This window comes from Erwinia amylovora (genome assembly GCF_017161565.1).
Lineage (GTDB): Bacteria > Pseudomonadota > Gammaproteobacteria > Enterobacterales > Enterobacteriaceae > Erwinia > Erwinia amylovora.
This window is the reverse complement of the sequence record NZ_CP066796.1, coordinates 3,003,226-3,025,435: the sequence shown is the minus strand read 5'-3', so window position 1 is coordinate 3,025,435 and position 22,210 is coordinate 3,003,226. Positions and strand designations below refer to the sequence as shown.

15 protein-coding genes are annotated in these 22,210 nt (G+C 58.4%); 3 read left to right on the top strand and 12 right to left on the bottom strand.

The features are described from left to right. Positions 1-3: 3 nt before the first annotated feature. A complete protein-coding gene (gene lptD / locus JGC47_RS13830; protein WP_004159749.1) occupies positions 4-2,379 on the bottom strand; it encodes an LPS assembly protein LptD in 2,376 nt (791 codons plus the stop codon). 211 nt (positions 2,380-2,590) lie between these two features. Between lptD and djlA the strand changes: the two genes are divergently transcribed. Then, a complete protein-coding gene (djlA, locus tag JGC47_RS13825) occupies positions 2,591-3,415 on the top strand; it encodes a co-chaperone DjlA (RefSeq protein ID WP_004159747.1) in 825 nt (274 codons plus the stop codon). A 167-nt stretch (positions 3,416-3,582) separates the two neighbouring features. Here the strand turns inward: djlA and rluA are convergent, their stop codons facing one another. The 3 genes from rluA to polB all read right to left on the bottom strand — a co-directional run bounded on the left by rluA (position 3,583) and on the right by polB (position 9,718). After that, positions 3,583-4,236 (bottom strand): bifunctional tRNA pseudouridine(32) synthase/23S rRNA pseudouridine(746) synthase RluA, encoded by a 654-nt coding sequence (gene rluA / locus JGC47_RS13820; RefSeq protein ID WP_004159746.1) that lies wholly within the window; start codon positions 4,234-4,236, stop codon positions 3,583-3,585. Positions 4,237-4,277: 41 nt separating this feature from the next. After that, a complete protein-coding gene (gene rapA, locus JGC47_RS13815) occupies positions 4,278-7,184 on the bottom strand; it encodes an RNA polymerase-associated protein RapA (protein WP_004159745.1) in 2,907 nt (968 codons plus the stop codon). A gap of 170 nt (positions 7,185-7,354) precedes the next feature. Then, positions 7,355-9,718, bottom strand: a complete 2,364-nt coding sequence (gene polB, locus JGC47_RS13810; protein WP_004159744.1) for a DNA polymerase II — start codon at positions 9,716-9,718, stop codon at positions 7,355-7,357. 170 nt (positions 9,719-9,888) lie between these two features. Between polB and JGC47_RS13805 the strand changes: the two genes are divergently transcribed. Continuing rightward, the gene (locus JGC47_RS13805; protein ID WP_004159743.1) at positions 9,889-10,650 is read left to right on the top strand and encodes a DedA family protein; all 762 of its coding nucleotides are present in this window, start codon (positions 9,889-9,891) and stop codon (positions 10,648-10,650) included. Here the strand turns inward: JGC47_RS13805 and thiQ are convergent. From thiQ to sgrR, 4 genes are all read right to left on the bottom strand, one after another. Further along, a complete protein-coding gene (thiQ, locus tag JGC47_RS13800; protein WP_004159742.1) occupies positions 10,630-11,343 on the bottom strand; it encodes a thiamine ABC transporter ATP-binding protein ThiQ in 714 nt (237 codons plus the stop codon). The two genes, JGC47_RS13805 and thiQ, sit on opposite strands and share 21 nt — an antisense overlap. After that, positions 11,327-12,937, bottom strand: a complete 1,611-nt coding sequence (gene thiP / locus JGC47_RS13795) for a thiamine/thiamine pyrophosphate ABC transporter permease ThiP (protein ID WP_004159741.1) — start codon at positions 12,935-12,937, stop codon at positions 11,327-11,329. Before thiP ends, thiQ begins: the two co-directional genes overlap by 17 nt. Next, the gene (thiB, locus tag JGC47_RS13790) at positions 12,913-13,899 is read right to left on the bottom strand and encodes a thiamine ABC transporter substrate binding subunit (protein WP_004159740.1); all 987 of its coding nucleotides are present in this window, start codon (positions 13,897-13,899) and stop codon (positions 12,913-12,915) included. Before thiB ends, thiP begins: the two co-directional genes overlap by 25 nt. A gap of 292 nt (positions 13,900-14,191) precedes the next feature. Continuing rightward, the gene (gene sgrR, locus JGC47_RS13785; RefSeq protein WP_004159738.1) at positions 14,192-15,886 is read right to left on the bottom strand and encodes an HTH-type transcriptional regulator SgrR; all 1,695 of its coding nucleotides are present in this window, start codon (positions 15,884-15,886) and stop codon (positions 14,192-14,194) included. 255 nt (positions 15,887-16,141) lie between these two features. On the opposite strand from sgrR, the gene JGC47_RS13780 reads away from it, so the two are divergent. Next, positions 16,142-17,347, top strand: coding sequence for an MFS transporter (locus JGC47_RS13780; RefSeq protein WP_004159734.1), 1,206 nt, complete (start codon positions 16,142-16,144; stop codon positions 17,345-17,347). A gap of 55 nt (positions 17,348-17,402) precedes the next feature. On the opposite strand, the gene leuD is transcribed toward JGC47_RS13780, so the two are convergent. From leuD to leuA, 4 genes are read right to left on the bottom strand one after another with little or no spacing between them, the layout of a single operon-like run. Continuing rightward, positions 17,403-18,008, bottom strand: a complete 606-nt coding sequence (gene leuD, locus JGC47_RS13775) for a 3-isopropylmalate dehydratase small subunit (RefSeq protein ID WP_004164778.1) — start codon at positions 18,006-18,008, stop codon at positions 17,403-17,405. A 9-nt stretch (positions 18,009-18,017) separates the two neighbouring features. Then, on the bottom strand, positions 18,018-19,415 hold the full coding sequence (leuC, locus tag JGC47_RS13770; RefSeq protein WP_004159731.1) for a 3-isopropylmalate dehydratase large subunit: 1,398 nt from the start codon (positions 19,413-19,415) through the stop codon (positions 18,018-18,020). A 4-nt stretch (positions 19,416-19,419) separates the two neighbouring features. Then, the gene (leuB, locus tag JGC47_RS13765; protein WP_004159730.1) at positions 19,420-20,508 is read right to left on the bottom strand and encodes a 3-isopropylmalate dehydrogenase; all 1,089 of its coding nucleotides are present in this window, start codon (positions 20,506-20,508) and stop codon (positions 19,420-19,422) included. 1 nt (position 20,509) lies between these two features. After that, positions 20,510-22,078 (bottom strand): 2-isopropylmalate synthase, encoded by a 1,569-nt coding sequence (leuA, locus tag JGC47_RS13760; protein WP_013035863.1) that lies wholly within the window; start codon positions 22,076-22,078, stop codon positions 20,510-20,512. Positions 22,079-22,210: the final 132 nt, after the last annotated feature.

Genomic DNA, 22,210 nt, shown 5'->3' with positions numbered 1-22,210 from the left:
ACATCAGAAAGCGCGTTGATAGGGCAGAATGCCCTGGCGCAGCATTTGACCGGTACCTAAGCCATAGCCTGGGCTGAGGCCACGCAGTTCAATGTTGAACGAGATTTTGTTGTCGTATTTACTACTGTCGTTTTCCCAACCGGTGATTTTACGTTCATAGCCCAGGCGCAGCGCATAGCAACAGGAGCTGTACTGGACTCCCAGCAGCTGATCGGCTGGCTGGTTTGCTTTGGTATCGTAGTACCAGGCGCCAACCACTGACCAGGCGTCAACAACTGGCCAACTGGCGGTAGCTCCGACCTGAGAGATACCCCTTTGATACAGTGCCTGATTGCTGTAGTTCGGTAACGTCTGCCTGATATACTCCGCGCTGGTGTAGCGATAGTTCAGCTGCACCATGCGGTCAGCATCACGACGCCACTCCAGCACGGTATTCCCCTGCGATACGTTATCCAGACGGGTGTCATACTGCAATCCACCGCGTGCTGCCCAGCGGTCACTGATCCTCCAGTAGCTGTCACCTGCCCATACCAGGCTGCCTCTGTCGTCATCATCGACGCTGTTCAACCCGGTTCGTGCCGGTGTAAACGAGTAGATTTGACCTACGGAAGCATTAAAACGTTCAACCAGATCGTTATCAAAAATTCGCGTTGTCACGCCGGTAGTCATTTGATTGGCAGAGGCGATACGATCCAGACCGCTGTAACTACGGTCGCGGAACAGGCCGGTATAGTCACTTTGCAGCAGCGTGGAGTCATAAACACGGGTATGGCTTTGGTCGCGGTAAGGGACGTAAAGGTACTGCGCGCGCGGCTCCAGCGTTTGGGTATAGCCTGGTGACCAGTTCATATCCCGGTCAAAGACCATCTTGCCGTCGACTTTAAACTGCGGCATCACGCGGTTAACCGAATTTTTCAGCTGATTATTACTATTTTGTAAATTGTAATCATCGATGTTGTTTTGCTCATAATGGGTGGCCAGCAGCTTGGTTTCGGTATTCAGGCTTCCCCAGCGGTTAGACAGCGGCAGATTGATGCGCGGCTCAAGGTGCAAACGCGTTGCGTCTGGCATACTTGAATCAACATTGGTGAATTTCACCGCCTGGGCATAAACGTGCGTATCAAACGGTCCGACGTCATTCTGATAATAGTTGAAGTCGAACTGGGGTTCAGCGCGATAGACATCGTTGCTGGAGTTGGTAGAGAAGATTTGGAACTGCTTAGTTGACAGCGTGGCATCCCAGTTCTTTTCCGCGTAGCCAACGCTAAATTTTTGCGTGACATAGCCGTCAGTGGTCGAGCCATAAGGCGAATCAAGATCGGTAAAGTACCAGGGATCGCTGACCTTGGTATAGTCGGCGTTAAAGCGCCAGTTCTGATCGTAGACGCCGGCATGTTGCCAGTGGAACAGCCAGCGGCTTGATGCTTTGTCATCCGCATGTTGATCATCGTAGACGCGGTCGGAGTTCAGATAGTCAAACCCCACCAGCCCCGGCCCGGCACCGGTCAGGTAGCGGAATTCATTCTGCCACTGCATGCCGCGGCGGCCGATATAGTGCGGCGTCAGGGTGGCATCGGCCTGCGGGGCGATGTTCCAGTAATACGGCAGCATAAACTGGAAGCCGCTGTTTTTACTGTAACTCGCATTTGGGATCAAGAAGCCTGAACGGCGCTTATTGCCCACCGGCATTTGCAGGTACGGGCTGTAGAAAACAGGTACCGGGCCGAGTTTGAAGCGAGCGTTCCAGATTTCCGCCAGCTGTTCATCGCGGTCATGAATAATCTCGGAACCCTCTACGCTCCAGCTGTTCTGCCCGGGCAGACAGGAGGTGAAAGTGCCGTTTTCCAGGATAGTGTAGCGGCTGTCGCCGCGCAGCTTCATCTGATCTGCAACGCCGCGTCCCTGGCGATCGACCATCTGATAGTCGCCTTGCCATACGTTGGTGTCTTTAGTATTGAGATTGGACCAGGCTTTCGGACCTGTCAGGATCACCTGATTATCGTCGTAGCGTACATGACCTAATGCATCGACGGTGCGCGTTTCAGCGCTTTGTCCGCTCAGTATTTTTTGGTGCAGCTGGACTTCGTCGGACTGCAGGCGGCCGTTACCCTGCTGGATATCAACATGACCGCTGAAAACGGCGTCGTCGGGATAATTGCCTTTGGCCTTATCCGCATTGATCGTCACCGGTAACTGGTTAGTGCTTTTTCCCTCTACCAGAGGACGATCGTAACCGGGCACCCCAAGCATACATTGTGATGTGAGGTCGTCGGCCAGCCCTTGTTGGCTGTAGAGTGCTGAGCCAATTAGCGTGGCCAGCAACGTAGGTAGTCTTTTTTTCATACGCGGTATCGAAAATTCCGTAATCACTGGCATCATGCCGACAAACGGTCAGAGACTATCGCACTCAGTAGCGTTGCGCTAGTCATACTCTCAATCTTTCCGCTGCAAAGGCGCTAGCTATTACCTTTACCGGCAAGACAATCGGGTATACTTCCGTTTTGTTTGGCCGCGTACCAATAGGCTATGAGATAAATGACGGGTATGATAATGCAAATTTTAGCCTTCAGCATGGCCTAATGAGGAGTTTATGCGCTATTGGGGAAAAGTATTAGGGCTGGTTCTGGGTTTATTGTCCGGTGCGGGCTTTTGGGGCGTGGTTATTGGCCTGCTGGTCGGGCATATGATTGATAAAGCGCGATCGCCTGCCCGACATGGCTATTTTGCCGATCAGCAAACGCGTCAGGCGCTCTTTTTCAGCACCACGTTTCAGGTGATGGGTCATTTGACGAAATCTAAAGGGCGGGTAACGGACGCCGATATTCAGATGGCATCCCTGCTGATGCAGCGCATGCAGCTGCATGGCGAAGCGCGAACGGCAGCACAGCGTGCCTTCCGCGAAGGGAAAGAGGGGGACTACCCGCTGCGCGATAAGCTGCGTGAGCTGCGCAGCGCCTGTTTTGGTCGTTTTGATCTGATCCGCATGTTCCTGGAAATTCAGATCCAGGCGGCGTTTGCCGATGGTTCATTGCATCCTAACGAGCGCCAGGTGCTGTACGTCATTGCCGAAGAGCTGGGCATCTCGCGCACGCAGTTCGATCAGTTCTTGCGCATGATGGAAAGCGGCCAGCAGTTTGGCGGTGGTTACCAGAGCGGCGGGTCTTCGCAAGGCGGCTACCATGGCCGGGGGCAGCGCGGCCCGACGCTGGAAGACGCCTGCAATATGCTCGGGGTGAAAAGCAGCGATGATGCCACCACCATTAAGCGGGCCTACCGCAAGCTGATGAGTGAACATCACCCGGACAAGCTGGTGGCGAAGGGATTACCGCCAGAGATGATGGAGATGGCGAAGCAGAAAGCGCAGGAGATTCAGGCGGCATATGACCTGATCAAACGCGAAAAAGCCTTTAAGTAACCGGGCAGGGTTACTGGTCATGTCGGGCTTGGGCGGCACGTTAATCCTCACTTACTTCGGGTATGCCGCGGTTTTGACGCACCGCCCGCACCTGAACTGACGGTGCCGCCTACGTCTGGCGAAATTTGTCAAAAGTGCATGGGTTGGCTGCCGTGATGCCAGCGGCGTCAAAAATCTGCCGGCTGGCGAAAGGTCATCGGCGTGCGGTAGTGCGGATGGGTGATGCTCAGGCTTTCGGCATGCAGTTGCAGTCGCGGTGCCATCGCCCGCGCTTCATCATGAGCATAGAAGTTATCGCCCAGGATCGGATGGCCAAGCGCCAGCATATGCACGCGCAGCTGGTGCGAGCGCCCGGTAACAGGTTTTAGCCGGACGCGCGCGCTGTGATCGCTGGCGTAGTCCAGCACCTGATATTCAGTCTGCGCAGATTTACCTGTTTCAAAACACACCTTCTGTTTGGGCCTGTTCGGCCAGTCGCAAATCAGCGGTAAATCCACCGATCCGCTTTCCGGCTGCGGATGCCCCCAAACGCGCGCCACATAGGTTTTTTGCGGCTCGCGTTCGCGGAACTGGCGCTTCAGCTCGCGCTCGGCGGCTTTGGTTAACGCCACCACCATCACGCCGCTGGTGGCCATATCCAGACGGTGAACCGATTCTGCCGCCGGATAATCACGCTGCACGCGCGTCATCACGCTGTCCTTGTACTCGGCAAGCCGTCCCGGCACCGACAGCAGGCCGCTGGGTTTGTTCACCACGATGATGTGTTCGTCCTGATAGAGGACGTGCAGCCAGGGTTCCAGCGGGGGATTGTAGGGTTCCATAGAATTCTCATCGGGGCCAGCGTGGGCTGGCCCCGTTTGGTTTATTGGTGCGTCACGACGATCAGACGCAGCGCGTCGAGACGCCAGCCCGCTTCATCGAGATTGCTCAACACCTGCTGCCGGTTGCTTTCCAGCGCGTCAATTTCATCCTGGCGGATGTTCGGATTCACCGCGCTCAGTGCCTGCAGGCGTGACAGTTCGGCGCTCAGCTTCTCGTCGGCTTCCTGACGGGCGGCGTCGATCACTTTACGCGCCTCTGCGGCGGCCTGATCTTCCGACAGGGTGATAATGTCATGCACATCCGACTGCACCGCGCTCACCAGCTTGCTGCCGGTATGGCGGTTGACCGCATTAAGCTGGCGGTTGAAGCTCTCAAACTCGACTTTTGCCGCCAGATTGGTGCCCTTGCGGTCAATCAGCATACGGACAGGCGTTGGCGGCAGGAAGCGGGTGAGCTGCAGATGCTTCGGTGCCTGGGCTTCCACCACGTAGACAAGTTCCACCAGCAGCGTACCGACCGGCAGCGCCTTATTCTTCAGCAGTGAAATGGCGCAGCTGCCGGTATCGCCGGAAAGGATCAGATCCAGACCGTTGCGGATGATCGGGTGCTCCCAGCTGACGTACTGGGCATCTTCACGCGACAGCGCCTGGTTGCGGTCAAAAGTGATGGTACAGCCATCTTCCGGCAGACCGGGGAAGTCCGGCACCAGCATATGGTCGCCGGGCGTCAGGACGATCAGATTATCGCTGCGATCTTCCTGATTGATGCCGACGATATCGAACAGGTTGAGCGCAAAGTTCACCAGTTCGATATGATTATCCTGTTCGGCAATCATATCCGCCAGCGCCTGGGCTTTTTCGCCGCCGTTGGAGTTCAGCTCCAGCAGGCGGTCACGCCCCTGCTCCAGCTGCGCCTTCAGCGCATCATGCTGTTTGCGGCACTGCCGGATAAACGGCTCCAGGCCTTCGCTGTCTTCCGGCGCGGCAAGGTACTCAATCAGCGAGGCGTAGACGCTGTCGTACACCGCACGCCCGGTCGGGCAGGTGTGCTCAAAGGCATCCAGCCCCTCGTGGTACCACTGCACCAGCACCGCCTGGGCGGTTTTTTCCAGGTAAGGAACGTGGATCTGAATATCGTGCGCCTGGCCAATACGGTCAAGACGGCCAATACGCTGTTCCAGCAGGTCCGGGTTGAACGGCAGGTCAAACATCACCATCTGGCTGGCGAACTGGAAGTTACGCCCTTCAGAACCGATCTCTGAGCACAGCAGAACCTGAGCGCCGTCCTCCTCTGAGGCAAACCATGCCGCAGCGCGATCGCGCTCAATGATCGACAGCCCCTCATGGAATACCGCGGCACGAATGCCTTCGCGCTCGCGCAGTACCTGCTCCAGCTGCAGGGCGGTGGTCGCTTTGGCGCAGATCACCAGCACCTTTTTGTCCCGGTTGCTGGTCAGAAAGCCCATCAGCCATTCGACGCGCGGGTCGAAGTTCCACCAGGTGCCGCTGTCGCCCTCAAACTCCTGATAGATCTGCTCCGGGTAGAGCATATCCTGGGCGCGTTCGTCGGCGCTTTTACGTGCGCCCATAATGCCGGACACTTTAATGGCCGTCTGGTACTGCGTCGGCAGCGGCAGGCGGATCTGGTGCAGTTCACGTTTCGGGAAGCCCTTCACGCCGTTACGGGTGTTACGGAACAGCACGCGGCTGGTGCCGTGACGGTCCATCAGCATGCCGATCAGCTCCTGACGTGCTGCCAGCTTGCCTTCGTGGTCGCTGTTGGCCGTTTGCAGCAGCGGCTCGATATCCTGCTCGCCCATCAGATCGTTAAGCAGGTTCAGCGCATCGTTGCCGATGGTTTTGTCGGCCAGCAGCATCGTCACCGCATCGGCAATCAGACGGAAGTGCTTTTGTTCTTCAACAAACTGGGCAAAGTCGTGGAAACGGCTGGCATCCAGCAGGCGCAGACGGGCAAAATGGCTCTCCATGCCCAGCTGTTCCGGGGTAGCGGTCAGCAGCAGGATGCCGGGAATTTGCCCGGCCAGCTGTTCGATAACCTGATATTCGCGGCTCGGCGCGTCTTCCGACCAGACGAGGTGATGCGCTTCATCCACCACCATTAAATCCCACTCGGCATCGGCCAGTTTAGCCAGGCGCTGTTTATTGCGGCGGACAAAGTCCAGCGAACAGATAATCATCTGTTCGGTATCAAACGGGTTGTCGCTGTCAAGCTGTGCCTGTGCATAACGGTCGTCATCAAACAGCGCAAAGCGCAGATTAAAGCGGCGCAGCATTTCTACCAACCACTGGTGCTGCAACGTTTCCGGCACCACGATCAGCACGCGCTCGGCGCGACCGGCCAGCAGCTGCTGATGAATGATCATCCCCGCTTCAATGGTTTTACCCAGGCCCACCTCATCCGCCAGCAGCACGCGCGGAGCGTGGCGGCGGCCGACATCGTGGGCGATATGCAGCTGGTGAGGGATCAGGCTGGTGCGCATACCGCGCAGGCCGCTGGTCGCCAGGCGGTACTGCTCGCTTTGATACTTGCGCGCGCGGAAGCGCAGCGCGAAGCGGTCCATGCGGTCCAGCTGCCCGGCGAACAGGCGGTCCTGAGGTTTGCCGAATACCAGTTTACTGTCGAGCATCACTTCGCGCAGCACCACGCCGGTTTCAGCGGTGTCCAGCCGGGTACCGATATAACTGACCACGCCGTTGGCAGTGGTGACCTCGTCAACGTTCAGCTGCCAGCCTTCATGGCTGGTGATGGTGTCACCGGGATTAAACACCACGCGGGTGATGGGAGAATCATTTCTGGCATAAAGACGGTTTTCGCCCGTAGCAGGGAACAGCAGGGTGACCATGCGCGTATCAACGGCAACCACGGTTCCCAGTCCCAGTTCGCTTTCCGTATCGCTTATCCAGCGTTGACCAAGTGTAAAAGGCATAAATATTCGGCTCGATTCTCGTCTAGTGTTTCAGGCAATAGCACTGCTGCCGGGCAACTGGCCTGGCAGTGGATAATGGGTGATACCAACACGGCAGCAGCTTCAGGTATGAGGGTGTTAATACACAGGCAGCCCCGTATGGTACTGGAAGGCTGCCCGTTCGTCACCTGTCAAAACAGCCCTAACTGCCCGGTGACCAGGGTAGCGAAATCATCCTGCATAAAAGGCAGGATCCCGTCTGCCACCGGCTGCAGCTGGCGTGTCAGATAATGATCGTAGTCCAGCGGGGTGATACGCGCCTCCAGCGGTTCCGGGCCTGAGGTGGCGATCACATAACGGATCTTGCCGCCGTTCTGATACTGCAGCGGTCGGCCCAGCTTCTGATTCTGCTCATCGGCAATGCGCGCGGCGCGCACATGCGGTGGGACATTGCGCTGATAGTCGTCCAGCGGCCGGCGCAGACGTTTGCGGTAGACCAGCTGTTCATCCAGCTCGCCATTCAACAGCTGACGCACGGTTTCCCGGATGTAATCCTGGTAGGGTTGTCCGGTGAAAATTTTCAGGTACAGCGCCTGCTGGAATTTTTGCGCCAGCGGCGTCCAGTCGGTACGCACCGTTTCCAGCCCTTTAAACACCATGCGCTGGGCGTCGCCGCTGCCGGTTAACCCGGCATAGCGTTTCTTGCTGCCCTGCTCGGCCCCGCGGATGGTGGGCATCAGGAAGCGGCTGAAGTGGGTTTCGTACTCCAGCTCCAGCGCACTCTGCAGGCCATATTCGCTTTGCAGATGCTGCTGCCACCACTGATTGACCTTCGCCACCAGCCGCTGGCCAATGTGTTCTGCCGCCGCTTCATCATGTGCCGACTTCAGCCAGACAAAGGTCGAATCGGTATCGCCATAAATCACGTCGTAGCCTTCGGCCTCAATCAGTTCGCGCGTTTGCAGCATGATGTCGTGGCCGCGCAGGGTGATTGATGAAGCCAGGCGCGGGTCGAAGAATCGGCAGGCGCTGGTTCCCAGCACGCCGTAAAAGGCGTTCATGATGATTTTCAGCGCCTGTGACAGCGGTTTATTTCCCTGTTTTTTGGCGGCTTCACGGCCCAGCCAGATGTGACTGACGATCCCGGGCAGGCAGTGGGTGGTGCGTGAGAAGCGAGCGTCGAGGTAGCCGCTGACGGAATCTGCCTCTTGCGGGTGCGCCATCCCCTCCACCAGGCCGACCGGATCGATCAGGAAGCTGCGGATAATTGACGGGTACAGGCTTTTATAGTCCAGTACCAGCACCGAGTCATACAGGCCGGGGCGTGAGTCCATCACGTAGCCGCCGGGGCTGGCCTGAGGCGCGACATCGCCGAGATTGGGTGCGACAAACCCGGCGCGGTGCATACGCGGTAAATAGAGATGACTAAACGCCGCCACCGAACCGCCGTGACGATCGACCGCCAGGCCGTTGACCGCGGCGCGTTCCAGCAGGAACGGCATCAGTTCGGTATGCTGGAAAATGCGCGTGACCAGCTCACAGTCTTTCAGGTTGTAGTGAGCCAGCGCCGGTTTATCTTCGGCAAAACGCTGGTCGATCTCCTCCATACGCTGCCAGGGGTTATTGATCGCCTTGCCTTCGCCCAGCAGCTGGCGCGATACCGCTTCCAGACTGAACGAGTCAAAATGCCAGAAGGCGGATTTGAGCGCCTCAATGCCGTCGATGATCAGGCGACCGCTGGCCTGGGCGAAGAACACGCCGGGCTTAAAGCCGTGCTCGCGCCATTCCAGCCTGGCGTTGTCGCCGCGCCCCAACATAAGCGGGATGCCGTAGCGGTCGGCATGTTTTTGCAATACGCGCAGATCAAACTGCACTACGTTCCAGCCAATCAGCACGTCGGGATCATGTCGGGCAAACCACGCATTGAGCTTTTCCAGCAGTTGCGGACGGCTGGCGACATACTCAAGGTGAAAGTCGAGCTGGCTGGCATCGCCATTTTCCGGCCCGAGCATATAGACGTCTCGCTGGCCGCAGCCCTCAAGGCCGATGCAGTACAGCTCACCGTGGCGGGTGGTTTCAATATCCAGCGACACCCATTGCAGCGGCGGGCGATAGTCAGGATGCGGTTTTAGCCGGGCATTCACCAGACGATCCCCGGCGGGTTGGCCGCTAAACCACACCGCGGCGGTGATAAAGCGCTCCATCAGGAAACGATCCGGCGGGCGCACGTCGGCTTCATACAGCGTGATGCCGTTTACGCGCAGCCGTTTTTCCAGCTGCTGTAACTGGCGATGCTGTTTACAGTACAGGCCAACCACCGGGCGCTGATGAAAGTCTTTTAGCTCCAGTGCGGCAAAGCGCCAGTGGCGATCCCCCGCCAGCAGCCTGCTGGCCGCCTCCTGCTGAACGGCCGGGATAAACGCCACGGATTCCTGTGGCGGCAGTACCACCTGCTGCGGGCCGCTGTCGGTGGCCAGCCACAGCACCACTTCACTTCCGGCCGGGGTATCCCGCCAGTGGCGGGTTAACAAGAATCCTGCACGTGCGTCGTTCACTCAACCTCCTCAGGCGGTTATCAGTTAATAATAGCATGTTTATTTATACAGTATTTATTAACATGTCGACAGCGGCTGCGCGGCCGCCGCCCCGCAGATCAAAATCAGCGCTTGACGCTTTCCGGCGTCCCCTGGACAATCCACCGGTCTGTTAATCAGTTTGGAACAATATGGAAGCCTGGCTGCAACATTTAATTACTCAATCGCTGGCATGGTCGCTGTTCGCTATCGGACTGGTGACTTTCCTGGAATCACTGGCGCTGGTCGGGCTGCTGCTGCCGGGTACGGTGATGATGGCATCATTCGGCGCGCTGATCGGCAGCGGGCAGATTGGCCTTTATCCCGCGTGGGCGGTGGGGACCATCGGCTGTTTGCTGGGGGACGGGATCTCTTATCTGATCGGCTGGCAGTTCAAGGGGCCGTTACACCGCTGGTCGTTTATCCAAAAACACCACAAGCTGATGGATAAAACCGAGCATGCGCTGCACCAGCACAGCATGTTTACCATCATCGTTGGCCGCTTTGTTGGCCCAACGCGGCCGCTGATCCCGCTGGTGGCGGGGATGCTGGAGCTGCCGGTAAGCAAGTTTATTCCGCCTAATATCATTGGCTGTATTCTGTGGCCACCGCTCTACCTGCTGCCCGGCATCCTTGCCGGGGTGGCAATCGACGTGCCGAAAGATGCCAGCAGCGGCATGTTTAAATGGCTGTTGTTGGCGGTGGCGCTGCTGGTGTGGCTGGGCTGCTGGCTGGGCTGGCGCTGGCTGCGTGCCGGTAAGCAGAATGACTGGGCGACGCCTTACCTGCCTGCATCGCGGCTTCGCTGGCTGGCGCCGCTGATGCTGCTGCTGGCCGTGGCAAGTTTTACCGCCATCCAGTTCCATCCAATGATGCCGGTATTTCGTCACCTGTTATGGCAAGTGTTCTTTTAACGCGATCCCCAGTACCGCCGCCTCCGGCACCGCACCGCACTGCAAGCGTGCGGTGCTGCCATCCCAGTAGAGCCGACCGTCAACAATCAGCAGGCTGCGCGCGGCGATACGCGCCGCATCCTCTATGCTGTGCGACACCATTAACAGGGTGATATCGCGTTCGCCACAAACCTCATCCACCAGTTGCAGCATCTCCTGGCGTAGCGCCGGGTCAAGGGCGGAAAAGGGTTCGTCCAGCAGCAGGATCGGCTGCTGACGCACCAGGCAGCGGGCAAGGGCAGCACGCTGACGCTGGCCGCCGGAAAGCTGATGCGGCAGGCGTGACAGCTGTTCTGTCAGTCCGACGCGCTGCGCGATGTCCTGCAACTGATGTTTCTGCTGGTGGTTGAGCTTCAGTCCCGGATGCAGTCCCAGGCCGATATTTTGCGCCACCGTCAGATGGGGGAACAGGTTGTTTTCCTGGAACAGCATTGAAACCGGACGCTGCGCCGGAGCAGTGGCGCGGTGATCGCCGCCGTTAAGCCACAAATCGCCGCTCTTCGCCGCAAGAAACCCGGCAATCAGGCTTAGCAGCGTGCTCTTGCCCGCGCCGCTCGGCCCGAGGATCGCCAGCCGTTCTCCAGCCCGGGCGCTGAAGGTAAAGCGCATCGGCAGAAGGTGATACAGATAGGTCAGATTAGTCAGGCTTAACATGGCGCCCCGGCAGTTTTTCAATCAGGGTAAAGAGCAGCAGGCATAGCAGCAACAGCAGCAGTGCGGTTACCGCGCCGTCGCTGCTGCGATAGGATCCAATCTGCTGATACAGGTAGAAAGGCAGCGTGCGGAAGTTCTCGTTACCGAACAGCGCCACCGCGCCAAAATCCCCCATCGACAGCACGCAGGCAAAGGCCAGCGCCTGGGCCAGCGGGCGCTGCAACGCACGTAGCTCAATCAGCCGCAGACGGTTCCAGCCGCGAATATCCAGCGACAGGCACAGGCGGTTGTAGCGTTCGGCAATATCGCGCAGCGGGTTTTCCAGCACCTTCATCGCATAGGGGATGGCCATCAGCGCATTGGTAAAGGCGACGATGCCGTCCGCTGATTCGGGCAGCCCGACGGTCTGATTCAGCAGCAGGAAAAAGCCGGTCGCCAGCACAATACCCGGCATGGCAAGGATCAGCATGCCGCTCAGTTCCAGCGTCTGCCCCCAGCGCGGGCGCTGATCCAGCCGCAGTTCGCGGCTGCTCCACAGTAGCATCATCGTCAGCAGCACGCACAGGGCGCCGGCGGCAAGGGCAATGCGCAGCGATGTCAGCATCGCCTGCCACAGCGCCGGCTGCTGCAGCACGCCGCTCAGGCTGCGGTTAAGGCCATCGGCCACTACCGCCAGCAGCGGCGGCAGGATCAGCAGCAGGGCGGCGGCGATAACCACTGCGTCCAGCACGCGTGCGCCCCGGCTATCCTCGGGATTGCGCCAGTCACTGAGGCCGTTGCTGCCCGCCGGGATGGCTTTACTCAGGCGCTGGCTCAAGGTCACCAGCGCCAGGCAGCACAGCATCTGTAACAGCGCCAGCAGCGCGGCACGCCCCGGATCGTAGTCAAAGCTCAGTGCCTGGAAGATCGCCAGCTCGATGGTGGTAGCCTGCGGACCGCCGCCAAGCGACAGCACGGTGGCAAAGCTGGCAAAGCACAGCATAAAGATCAGAGCGGCAGCGGGCAGGATCTGCCGCCGCAGCCACGGCCATTCGACAATGCGAAAATGCCACCAGCCGCTTAATCCCAGCTGTGCGGCGAGCTGACGCTGTTCCGTGGGGATCTGTTCCAGCGCCTGCAGCAGCAGGCGGCCAGCCAGCGGCAGATTGAAAAAGACGTGCGCCAGCAGGATGCCCTGCAGGCCGTACGGCGTAAAGGCGTAGTCAATACCGAGCAGGGCGCAGAACTGTGCCAGCCAGCCGCTGCGTCCATAAACGCTCAGGATGCCAAATACCGCCACCAGCACCGGCAGCACCAGGGTCATCGCACACAGGCGTAGCAGAGCAGTACGCCCGGGAAAGCGGCGACGGTACAGGGCGCGAGCCAGCGGAATGGCCGGCAGCACCGACAGCGCGGCCGACAGCAGCGCCTGCCACAGGGAGAAACGCAGAACGTGCCACAGATAGCCGTCCTGCCAGACGCCGCGCCAGTCGGTGGCCGGCGCGTTTTGCCACAGGGCAAAAAACGTCAGCACGGCAACGCTGGTCAGAAGCCATGCGGCGAGGGCGCCAGGCAGCAGCCAGCCGGGGATCAGCGGCTGACGGCGCGTTGCCATTCACCGATCCACTGGCTGCGTTGGCGCGCCACGTCTTGCGGGCCGTACTGTAACGTGGTTTTCGGCACCGTCAGGGCAGCGAAACCCTCAGGCAGAGGGGTTTTCATCGCCGGGTACATCCAGTTGCCGCTGGCCATGTGCTGCTGGAAGGGCTGGCTCAGTACAAACTGCATAAACTGCTGCGCCAGCTGTGGTTGTTGGCTGGCCTTCAGCTGACCGACCACCTCAACCTGTAGGTAATGGCCTTCGCTAAAATCAGCCGCCGCGTAGCGATCCTTTTTTTCTTCAATCAGGTGATAAGCCGGCGAGGAGCTGTAGCTCAGCACCATATCGCTTTCCCCTTTCAGGAACAGGCCGTAGGCTTCGCTCCAGCCTTTGGTGACGGTGACGGTTTTTTTGCTCAACTGCTGCCAGGCCTGCTGACTGTTATCGCCGTACACTTTCTGCATCCACAGCAGCAGCCCCAGCCCCGGCGTGCTGGTGCGCGGATCTTCGTAGATCACTTTTAACGGGCGGTCGCTTTCCACCAGCTCCTTCAGGCTTTTCGGCGGATTCGGCAGTTTGCTTTTGTCATAAACAAAGGCAAACCAGCCGTAGTCATAAGGAATAAAGGTGCGGTTGTGCCAGCCGCCGGGGACGGTGCTGGCGGCCGTATCGACGTTGGACGGGGCAAACAGCCCGGTCTTTTCTGCGGCGTCCAGCAGGTTATTGTCCAGCCCCAGAACCACATCGGCCTTGCTGTTTTTGCCTTCCATGCGCAGGCGGTTGAGCAGCGAGACGCCATCTTCCAGCGCCACGAATTTCAGCTCGCAGTTGCACCGGGCTTCGAACGCTTTTTTGACCGCCGGGCCAGGGCCCCAGTCGGCCGCGAAGGAGTCGTAGGTATAGACGGTTAACGTATCTTTCGCCGCCAGGCAGGGCAGGGAGAACAGCGCCAGCAGAGGTAACCAATTTTTTAACACTTTGCGTTCCTTAAATGGGAGATGCGCAAAGGATCTGAGTGAGCAACACTCTCAAATCCCTACGCCGGTATTATCCGGGTCAGGTTCGACGGGTTTTTCTCAGCGGAAAACGTGCTGCGCGCCATTGATCCGGCGTCGGTCAATGCTCGCAATCCCCACATACTTCTTTGTATGCTGCGGTTGCTGCGCGCCGGCTTTCACCGGCTGAATGGCTGCTCGCGGCGTTTCGACCTGCTGCTCGCCATCAATCCGGCATCAATACCCGGGTTTTCCGCACCCCGTTGAGAACGGCTTATTCTAGTGGTTTCGTCGTTGCGGCGAAAGTCTCATCATCAGGCGGGGCAAACCAGGCAGATTTAAAATCGAACCAGCCGAGGGTATTCATGCGTACGCCGCGCATACTGCGCTGGCCGTGCAGCAGCAGCCAGTGGTGGAACAGCGGGTGCAGATAGTGACTGTCAATCAGCTGTTTGCACCAGTCTGCCAGCGGCAGCCGCTGCTCGCGCCACTGGCGCGCCGTCTCATGCCAGTCGATGGGGACACAGTGGTGGAGCAGCGGCATTTCATACAGCATGGAGAACAGGGAAAACTCCAGCGGCAGCGTGAAGTTGGCGCTGCCGAGCCACAGATCGCTCTGCGCCTCGCCGCGATGCCAGCGCTCATAGTCGATCTCCTGGGTTATCAGTTCGACGCCGTGCGCGGCGAGGATCGGGCCAAGCGCGTTAGCAATGCCCTGGTGTTCAATATGGTCACTGTACCAGGTGATGGTCAGCGACATCAGACCAGCCGGTTTTTCCGCCGTCGCCATATGGCGGCGATGATGCCAGCGTGGCAGCAGGCCGTAAGCGGGGAACCAGTAGCGCTGGTAGGCAATCCCGCTGTGATTCAGCAGGGCGATGGGATTGAAAATGGTACTGATCCAGCGCCGTAGCTGCTCGTTGCGCCCCTGTGCTGAACGCTGGTCGAACAGCAGAAAGTAGCAGCCCTCTTCCAGACGGCTCTCTTCTGATTTCTCATCGCTGTTTTCGCTATGCAGCTTGACGCCGGAATAGACCAGCTCGTCGCTGATCTCCGGCAGCACCCAGATGTTGACTTCGTCTATCAGCGCCCGATAGCCGAAATAATCATCAAAGGCAGCAATGCGTAGCTGGCTGTGCTGGTTGCGCTCCACCGCGTAGGCCCCGGTTCCCAGCGGCTGACGTGAGAAGTTACGCAGTGATGGCCACTCCTTCGGCAGGATCATCGCGCTTACGCTGGCCAGTAGCCAGGGCAGCCAGCCGTCGGGATGGCTCAGATGAATATCCAGCGTCCACGGTGTGGGGCACTCGATGCGCGTCAAATGGCTGAACAGCGGCTGGGGCGTTAGCCGTTGCAGCGTGGTGATGACATCCTCGATCTCCAGTTCACGCCCGTGGTGAAAATGGATGGCCGGACGAACAAAGAAGCGCCAGTGTAACGGGCTAATCTGCTGCCAGTGATGGGCGATGTCCGGCTCGACTTCCCCATTTTCCTCATTTATCCGTGCCAGACCGTTGAAGATCTGCCGTGCCAGATGGGTTTCCGAACGCCTGAGCGGCGTGCCGGGCAGTAGATTGAGCAGCGGGCGGTAATACAGCACGCGCAGAATATGCTTGCCCTGGCGAAAGCTGCGGCCCAGATGGGAAAGCAGCATCTGGCGCACGCGCCCCTTGTCCCCTACCATCTGCACCAGCAGGTCGATATGGTCGCGATCGAGCAGTTCTTGCGCCCGCTGCTGTTGCAGGGCCAGCCCGCTGTAATGGAAAGTCAGGGCGGAACGTTTGCCGCGCCCGGCTTCGGCCTGCCATGCCAGCCATCCCTGCTGCTGCATGGCGTTGAGCAAATTACGCATATGGCGACGTGAACAACTGAGCTGCACCGCCAAATCACTGAGCGTGGTTTCCTGCGGCTGGCCTTCGCAGCACTGCCAGAGCCGGATAAACTGCTGCTGCAAACGCTTCGATGGCATAAAAGGGGAACCCCAAGTTGAAAGCTGTCTGTTTTTCTTGCCTGATATTATGGCGATAATAGCAGCAGATGGAAGAGCGGGAGGCATTCATTATCTGAATGGCGTTCTGGCATCTTACCCAAAAGCGATGGCTTGATAGGGTATTTCTGAGTATGGTGCTTTTCACCAGCCAGCTGGCATGCGTGTCGCTGGCTTTTTTCGTGGTTTTTCTTTTAAGCTATATGATGAACACCCCGATCAGTTGAGGCATCAGTCATGAAAGCGCTTTTGAGCCGTCGTCGTCGTATTCATCCGGTCTATCTGGCTTTTATGGCGGTTTCATTTATGGTCGGCATCGCCGGCGCATTGCAGTCTCCCACCCTGAGCCTGTTCCTCAGCCGCGAGGTAGGCGTACGACCATTCTGGATCGGGCTGTTTTATACGCTGAATGCGATAGCGGGAATTATCGTCAGCCTGCTACTGGCAAAGCGTTCAGATAATCAGGGCGACCGGCGCATGCTGATCCTGTTCTGCTGCGTGGTGGCCATTGCCAACGCGGTGCTGTTTGCCTTTAACCGCCATTATCTGACGCTGGTCATCGCCGGCGTGCTGCTATCGTCGATTGCCAGCGTGGCAATGCCGCAGATATTCGCCCTGGCGCGTGAATATGCCGACAGCTCGGCGCGTGAAGCGGTGATGTTCAGCTCGGTAATGCGTGCGCAGCTGTCGCTGGCATGGGTTATTGGCCCGCCACTTTCATTCGCCATTGCATTTAATTACGGTTTTACTACCATGTTCATGGTGGCAGCACTGCTGTTTTTAGTCTGCGTGGCGCTGATCTGGTTTGCGCTGCCGTCGGTGCCGCGTGCGGAGAACAGCGCTGCGGTGCCTCTTACCGATATCAGCGGCTGGAAGCATCGCGATGTGCGCATGCTGTTTATTGCATCGGTGTTTATGTGGACCTGCAATACCATGTATGTGATTGATATGCCTTTGTATATCAGCGGCGTGCTCGGGCTGCCTGATAAGCTGGCTGGCCTGCTGATGGGGACGGCGGCCGGGTTGGAGATCCCCGTGATGCTGCTGGCCGGGCATTATGTGAAACGTTTTGGTAAACGCCCGATGATGCTGCTGGCCGTGGGCTGCGGTGGGTTGTTTTATCTCGGGCTGGTGCTGTTTCATGGCCGCACCGCATTAATGCTGCTACAGCTGCTTAATGCGGGGTTTATCGGCATTATTGCCGGGATAGGTATGATCTGGTTTCAGGATCTGATGCCCGGCCGCCCGGGTTCTGCCACCACGCTGTTTACCAACAGCATTTCCACCGGGGTGATTCTGGCCGGGGTGCTGCAGGGCGTAATGGCGGAAACCTTCGGCCACCATGCGGTTTACTGGCTGGCATCGCTACTGGCGCTGATTTCATTCGCTTTATGCTGGCAGGTGAAGGAGGCGCGCCAGCCACAACCGGTGGCGCTCTCATAGCCAGTGGCAGCAAGGGGTCGGTGCGTGCGGCAATCTGCACGCACCGGTGCGGGGTTCAGCGCAGAAATGACCGCTGCTGCCGCTCATAGGCGCTGATATCAGCCTCATGCTGCAAGGTCAGGCCAATGGCATCCAGGCCATTAAGCAGACAGTGACGGCGGAAAGAATCGATAGCGAACGGGTAAACGTTATCGCCTGCCTGTACCTGCTGATTTTGCAGGTCGACGGTGAAGCTTACCCCCGGACGTGTCGCCACCAGCTGAAACAGTTCATCGACCTGCTGCTCGCTTAGCGTCACCAGTAACAGCTGATTATTGAAGGCGTTATTGGCAAAGATGTCCGCAAAACCAGAGCCGACGATCGCCTGAATACCGTAGTCGGTTAACGCCCAGGGCGCATGTTCACGCGATGAGCCGCAGCCAAAGTTTTCGCGCGTCAGCATGATGCTGGCAGCGCTGAACTCGGGTTTATTCAGCACGAAATCCGGGTTGGCAATCTGCCCTTCGGCATCGAGGTAGCGCCAGTCGTAGAACAGGTTGCGGCCAAAGCCGGTGCGCGTCACCATCTGCAAAAACTGCTTGGGGATAATCGCATCGGTATCGACGTTGGCGGCATCCAGCGGCACCACGATGCCGCTATGTTGAGTCAATTTTTTCGCCATAATGATTCCTTACGCCAGCTCGCGGATATCGGCAAAGTGACCGGCTACCGCTGCCGCTGCCGCCATCGCCGGACTGACCAGATGAGTAAGCCCGCCGCGCCCCTGGCGGCCTTCAAAGTTACGGTTGCTGGTTGACGCACAGCGTTCACCCGGCTGCAGGCGGTCATTATTCATCGCCAGGCACATTGAACAGCCCGGCAAACGCCATTCAAATCCGGCAGCAATAAAGATGCGATCCAGCCCTTCCGCTTCCGCCTGCGCCTTCACCGGGCCGGAACCTGGCACCACATAACCCTGTACGCCCTTGGCAATTTTTTGCCCTTTGACGATTGCTGCCGCCGCACGCAGATCTTCAATGCGCGAGTTGGTACAGGAACCGATAAACACCTTATCGATGGGGACGTCGGTCAGACGGATACCGGGCTTGAGCCCCATATAGGCCAGCGCTTTTTCCGCCGAGGCGCGCTCCAGCGGATCGCTGAAAGAGGCCGGATCGGGGATCGGATCGCTGACGGCGATCACCTGTCCGGGATGGGTTCCCCAGGTTACCTGGGGGGCAATGGCCGCAGCATCGATAATCACCACCTTGTCAAAGCGCGCGCCCTCATCGGTGTGCAGGGTGCGCCAGTAGTCGACCGCCTGCTGCCATTCGGCCTCTTTGGGGGCATAACGACGGCCTTTTACGTAGCTGAACGTGGTGTCGTCCGGGGCGATTAATCCGGCCTTAGCGCCCAGCTCAATCGCCATATTACACAGCGTCATGCGGCCTTCCATGCTCAGGGCTTCCACCGCCGCACCGCAGAATTCGACAACGTGACCGTTACCACCGCCGCTGCCGGTTTTGCCGATAATCGCCAGCGCAATATCTTTGGCGGTGATGCCCGCCGCCGTGTCACCACGCACTTCGATCTTCATGGTTTTGGCGCGTGACTGCTTCAGTGTCTGGGTAGCCAGAACGTGTTCCACTTCCGAGGTGCCGATGCCGAACGCCAGCGCCCCCAGAGCGCCGTGGGTGGATGTGTGGGAATCACCGCAGACGAGGGTCATGCCGGGCAGCGACAGCCCCTGTTCCGGCCCCATCACATGGACGATCCCCTGGAACGGGTGACTGAGGTCAAACAGCTGTACGCCAAAGGCTTCACAGTTTTTCACAAGCGTTGACATCTGGATGCGCGCCATTTCGCCGCTGGCGTTAATATCGCGCGACTGGGTAGACACGTTGTGATCCATGGTGGCAAAGGTTTTCGACGGCTGGCGCACCGCACGACCGTGGGCGCGCAGACCGTCAAAGGCCTGGGCAGAGGTCACTTCATGCACCAGGTGCCTGTCGATATAAATCAGCGGCGTTTCGCCGTGGGTTTCATGCACGACATGCGCATCAAACAGCTTCTCGTACAGTGTCTTCATCGTATTATGCTTCGCGAATAAATCGGGCAATCACGCTGCCCATTTCATCGGTGCCGATGGCCTTGCCGTTTCCGGCCAGGTCTCCGGTACGGTGACCCTCTTCCAGCGCCCGGTTGATCGCCCGCTCAATGGCGTCGGCCGCTGCGGCTGCATCCAGACTGTAGCGCAGCAGCAGCGCCAGCGACAGAATTTGCGCCACCGGGTTGGCGATGTTTTTACCGGCGATATCCGGTGCGGAGCCGCCTGCCGGTTCGAACAGGCCAAAGCCCTGCTCGTTAAGGCTGGCGGAAGGCAGCATGCCCATTGAACCGGTGATCATCGCGCATTCATCCGACAGGATATCGCCGAACAGATTCGAGCACAGCATCACGTCGAACTGCGATGGCGCTTTGATTAGCTGCATGGTGGCGTTGTCGATATACATATGGCTTAACGCAACATCCGGGTAATCCTGTGCCACCTCACTCACGATTTCACGCCAGAGAATGGAGGATTGCAGCACGTTGGCTTTGTCAATCGAGGTCACTTTGTGACGGCGTTTACGCGCTGATTCAAAGGCAATACGTGCAATGCGCTCGATTTCAAAGCGGTAATAGACTTCGGTATCAAAGGCGCGTTCATGCATCCCGCTGCCTTCGCGGCCCTTCGGCTGACCAAAGTAGATCCCGCCGGTCAGCTCGCGCACCACCAGAATATCGAAGCCGCGATCGGCAATATCCCGACGCAGCGGGCAAAAATCCTCCAGCCCCTGGTACAGGCTGGCCGGACGCAGGTTGCTGAACAGCTTAAAGTGTTTACGCAGCGGCAGCAGCGCGCCGCGTTCGGGCTGTTCTGCCGGGGGCAGATGTTCCCACTTTGGCCCGCCGACCGAGCCAAACAGGATGGCATCGGCCTGCTCACAGCCTTTTACCGTGCTGTCCGGCAGCGGCACGCCGTGACGGTCGATAGCAATACCGCCGACGTCGTATTCGCTGGTAGTGATACGCAGATCAAAGCGCTGGCGGATAGCGTCGAGCACCTTGCTGGCCTGAGCCATCACTTCCGGGCCGATGCCGTCACCGGGTAACACTGCAATATGGTAAGTACGGGACATGTTATACGGTTTCCTTGTGATCTTTGACCTGGGACTTACGCTGTAATTCCTGCTCAACCTGACGCGCGCGCCAGATGGTGTTCAGCGCGTTTACCATCGCTTTTGCCGAGGATTCGACGATATCGGTCGCCAGGCCGACGCCGTGGAATTTGCGGCCGTTGTACTGCACCACAATATCGACCTGGCCCAGCGCGTCTTTACCGTGGCCTTTGGCGGTCAACTGATAACTGATCAGCTCGGCGTTGAATTCAGTCATACGGTTTATTGCCTGATAAACCGCGTCGACCGGACCGTTTCCGGTAGCGGCTTCGGTTTTCTGTTGGTCGCCGCAGCACAGCTGCACGGTGGCGGTGGCAATGACGCTGGAGCCGGACTGCACGTTGAACGTATCCAGCCTGAAGTATTCCGGTTCTTCCGACTGTTGACTGATAAATGCCAGCGCCTCCAGATCGTAATCAAACACCTGGCCTTTTTTATCGGCCAGCGCCTTGAACGCGTCGTACAGCCTGTCCATGTTGTATTCGTCTTCGCCGTAGCCCATCTCTTCCATGCGGTGTTTCACGGCGGCGCGGCCGGAACGCGAGGTCAGGTTCAACTGTACCTGTTTCAGGCCGATCGATTCCGGCGTCAGGATCTCGTAGTTTTCGCGGTTTTTCAGTACGCCGTCCTGGTGAATACCGGAAGAGTGCGCAAATGCGTTGGATCCAATAATTGCCTTATGCGCCGGGATCGGCATATTGCAGATTTTGCTCACGGTCTGACAGGTGCGGTAGATTTCCTGGTGATGGATGCGCGTATGCACGTTCATCAGCTGACCACGAGTTTTGATCGCCATAATGGTCTCTTCCAGCGCGCAGTTACCGGCGCGTTCACCCAGTCCGTTCATTGCCCCTTCGATCTGACGCGCACCGGCATTCACCGCCGCCAGCGCATTACCGACGGCCATGCCCAGATCGTCGTGGGTATGCACCGACAGGATCGCTTTATCAATATTCGGCACGCGTGCGCGCAGCGCGCTGAAAATACTGGCGTATTCGTAAGGTAAGGTATAACCCACGGTATCGGGGATATTGATGGTGGTGGCACCGGCGTTAATCGCGGCTTCCACCACGCGGCACAGGTCGTCAATCGGGGTACGACCGCCGTCTTCGCAGGAGAACTCCACGTCGTCGGTGTAATTGCGTGCGCGCTTAATCATCTTCACGGCGCGTTCAATCACTTCCGGCAGGGTGCTGCGCAGTTTGGTGGCGATATGCATCGGTGAGGTCGCCAGGAAGGTGTGAATACGATAGGCATCCGCCACGCGCAGCGCTTCATAAGCCGCGTCGATATCCTTTTCCACACAGCGTGCCAGGCCACACACCCGGCTGCTCTTGATCTGGCGGGCAATGGTTTGTACCGATTCAAAATCCCCGGGGGAAGAGACCGGGAAACCGACCTCCATGACATCAACCCCCATCCGCTCCAGCGCCAGGGCAATCTGCAGCTTTTCTTTCACACTCAGACTGGCCTGTAATGCCTGCTCGCCATCGCGCAGAGTGGTATCAAAAATAATGACTTGTTGGCTCATTGAGTGGTTCCTTGTCGTCTGTATGTCGCCAGTTTCCGCGAGCATAAAAAAACCCGCGCATCGGCGCGGGTTTCTTAGTTTTGCAAGTCTGAATCAGTGATTGATTCCGCCCACAAGCCTGCCGCGCATTAA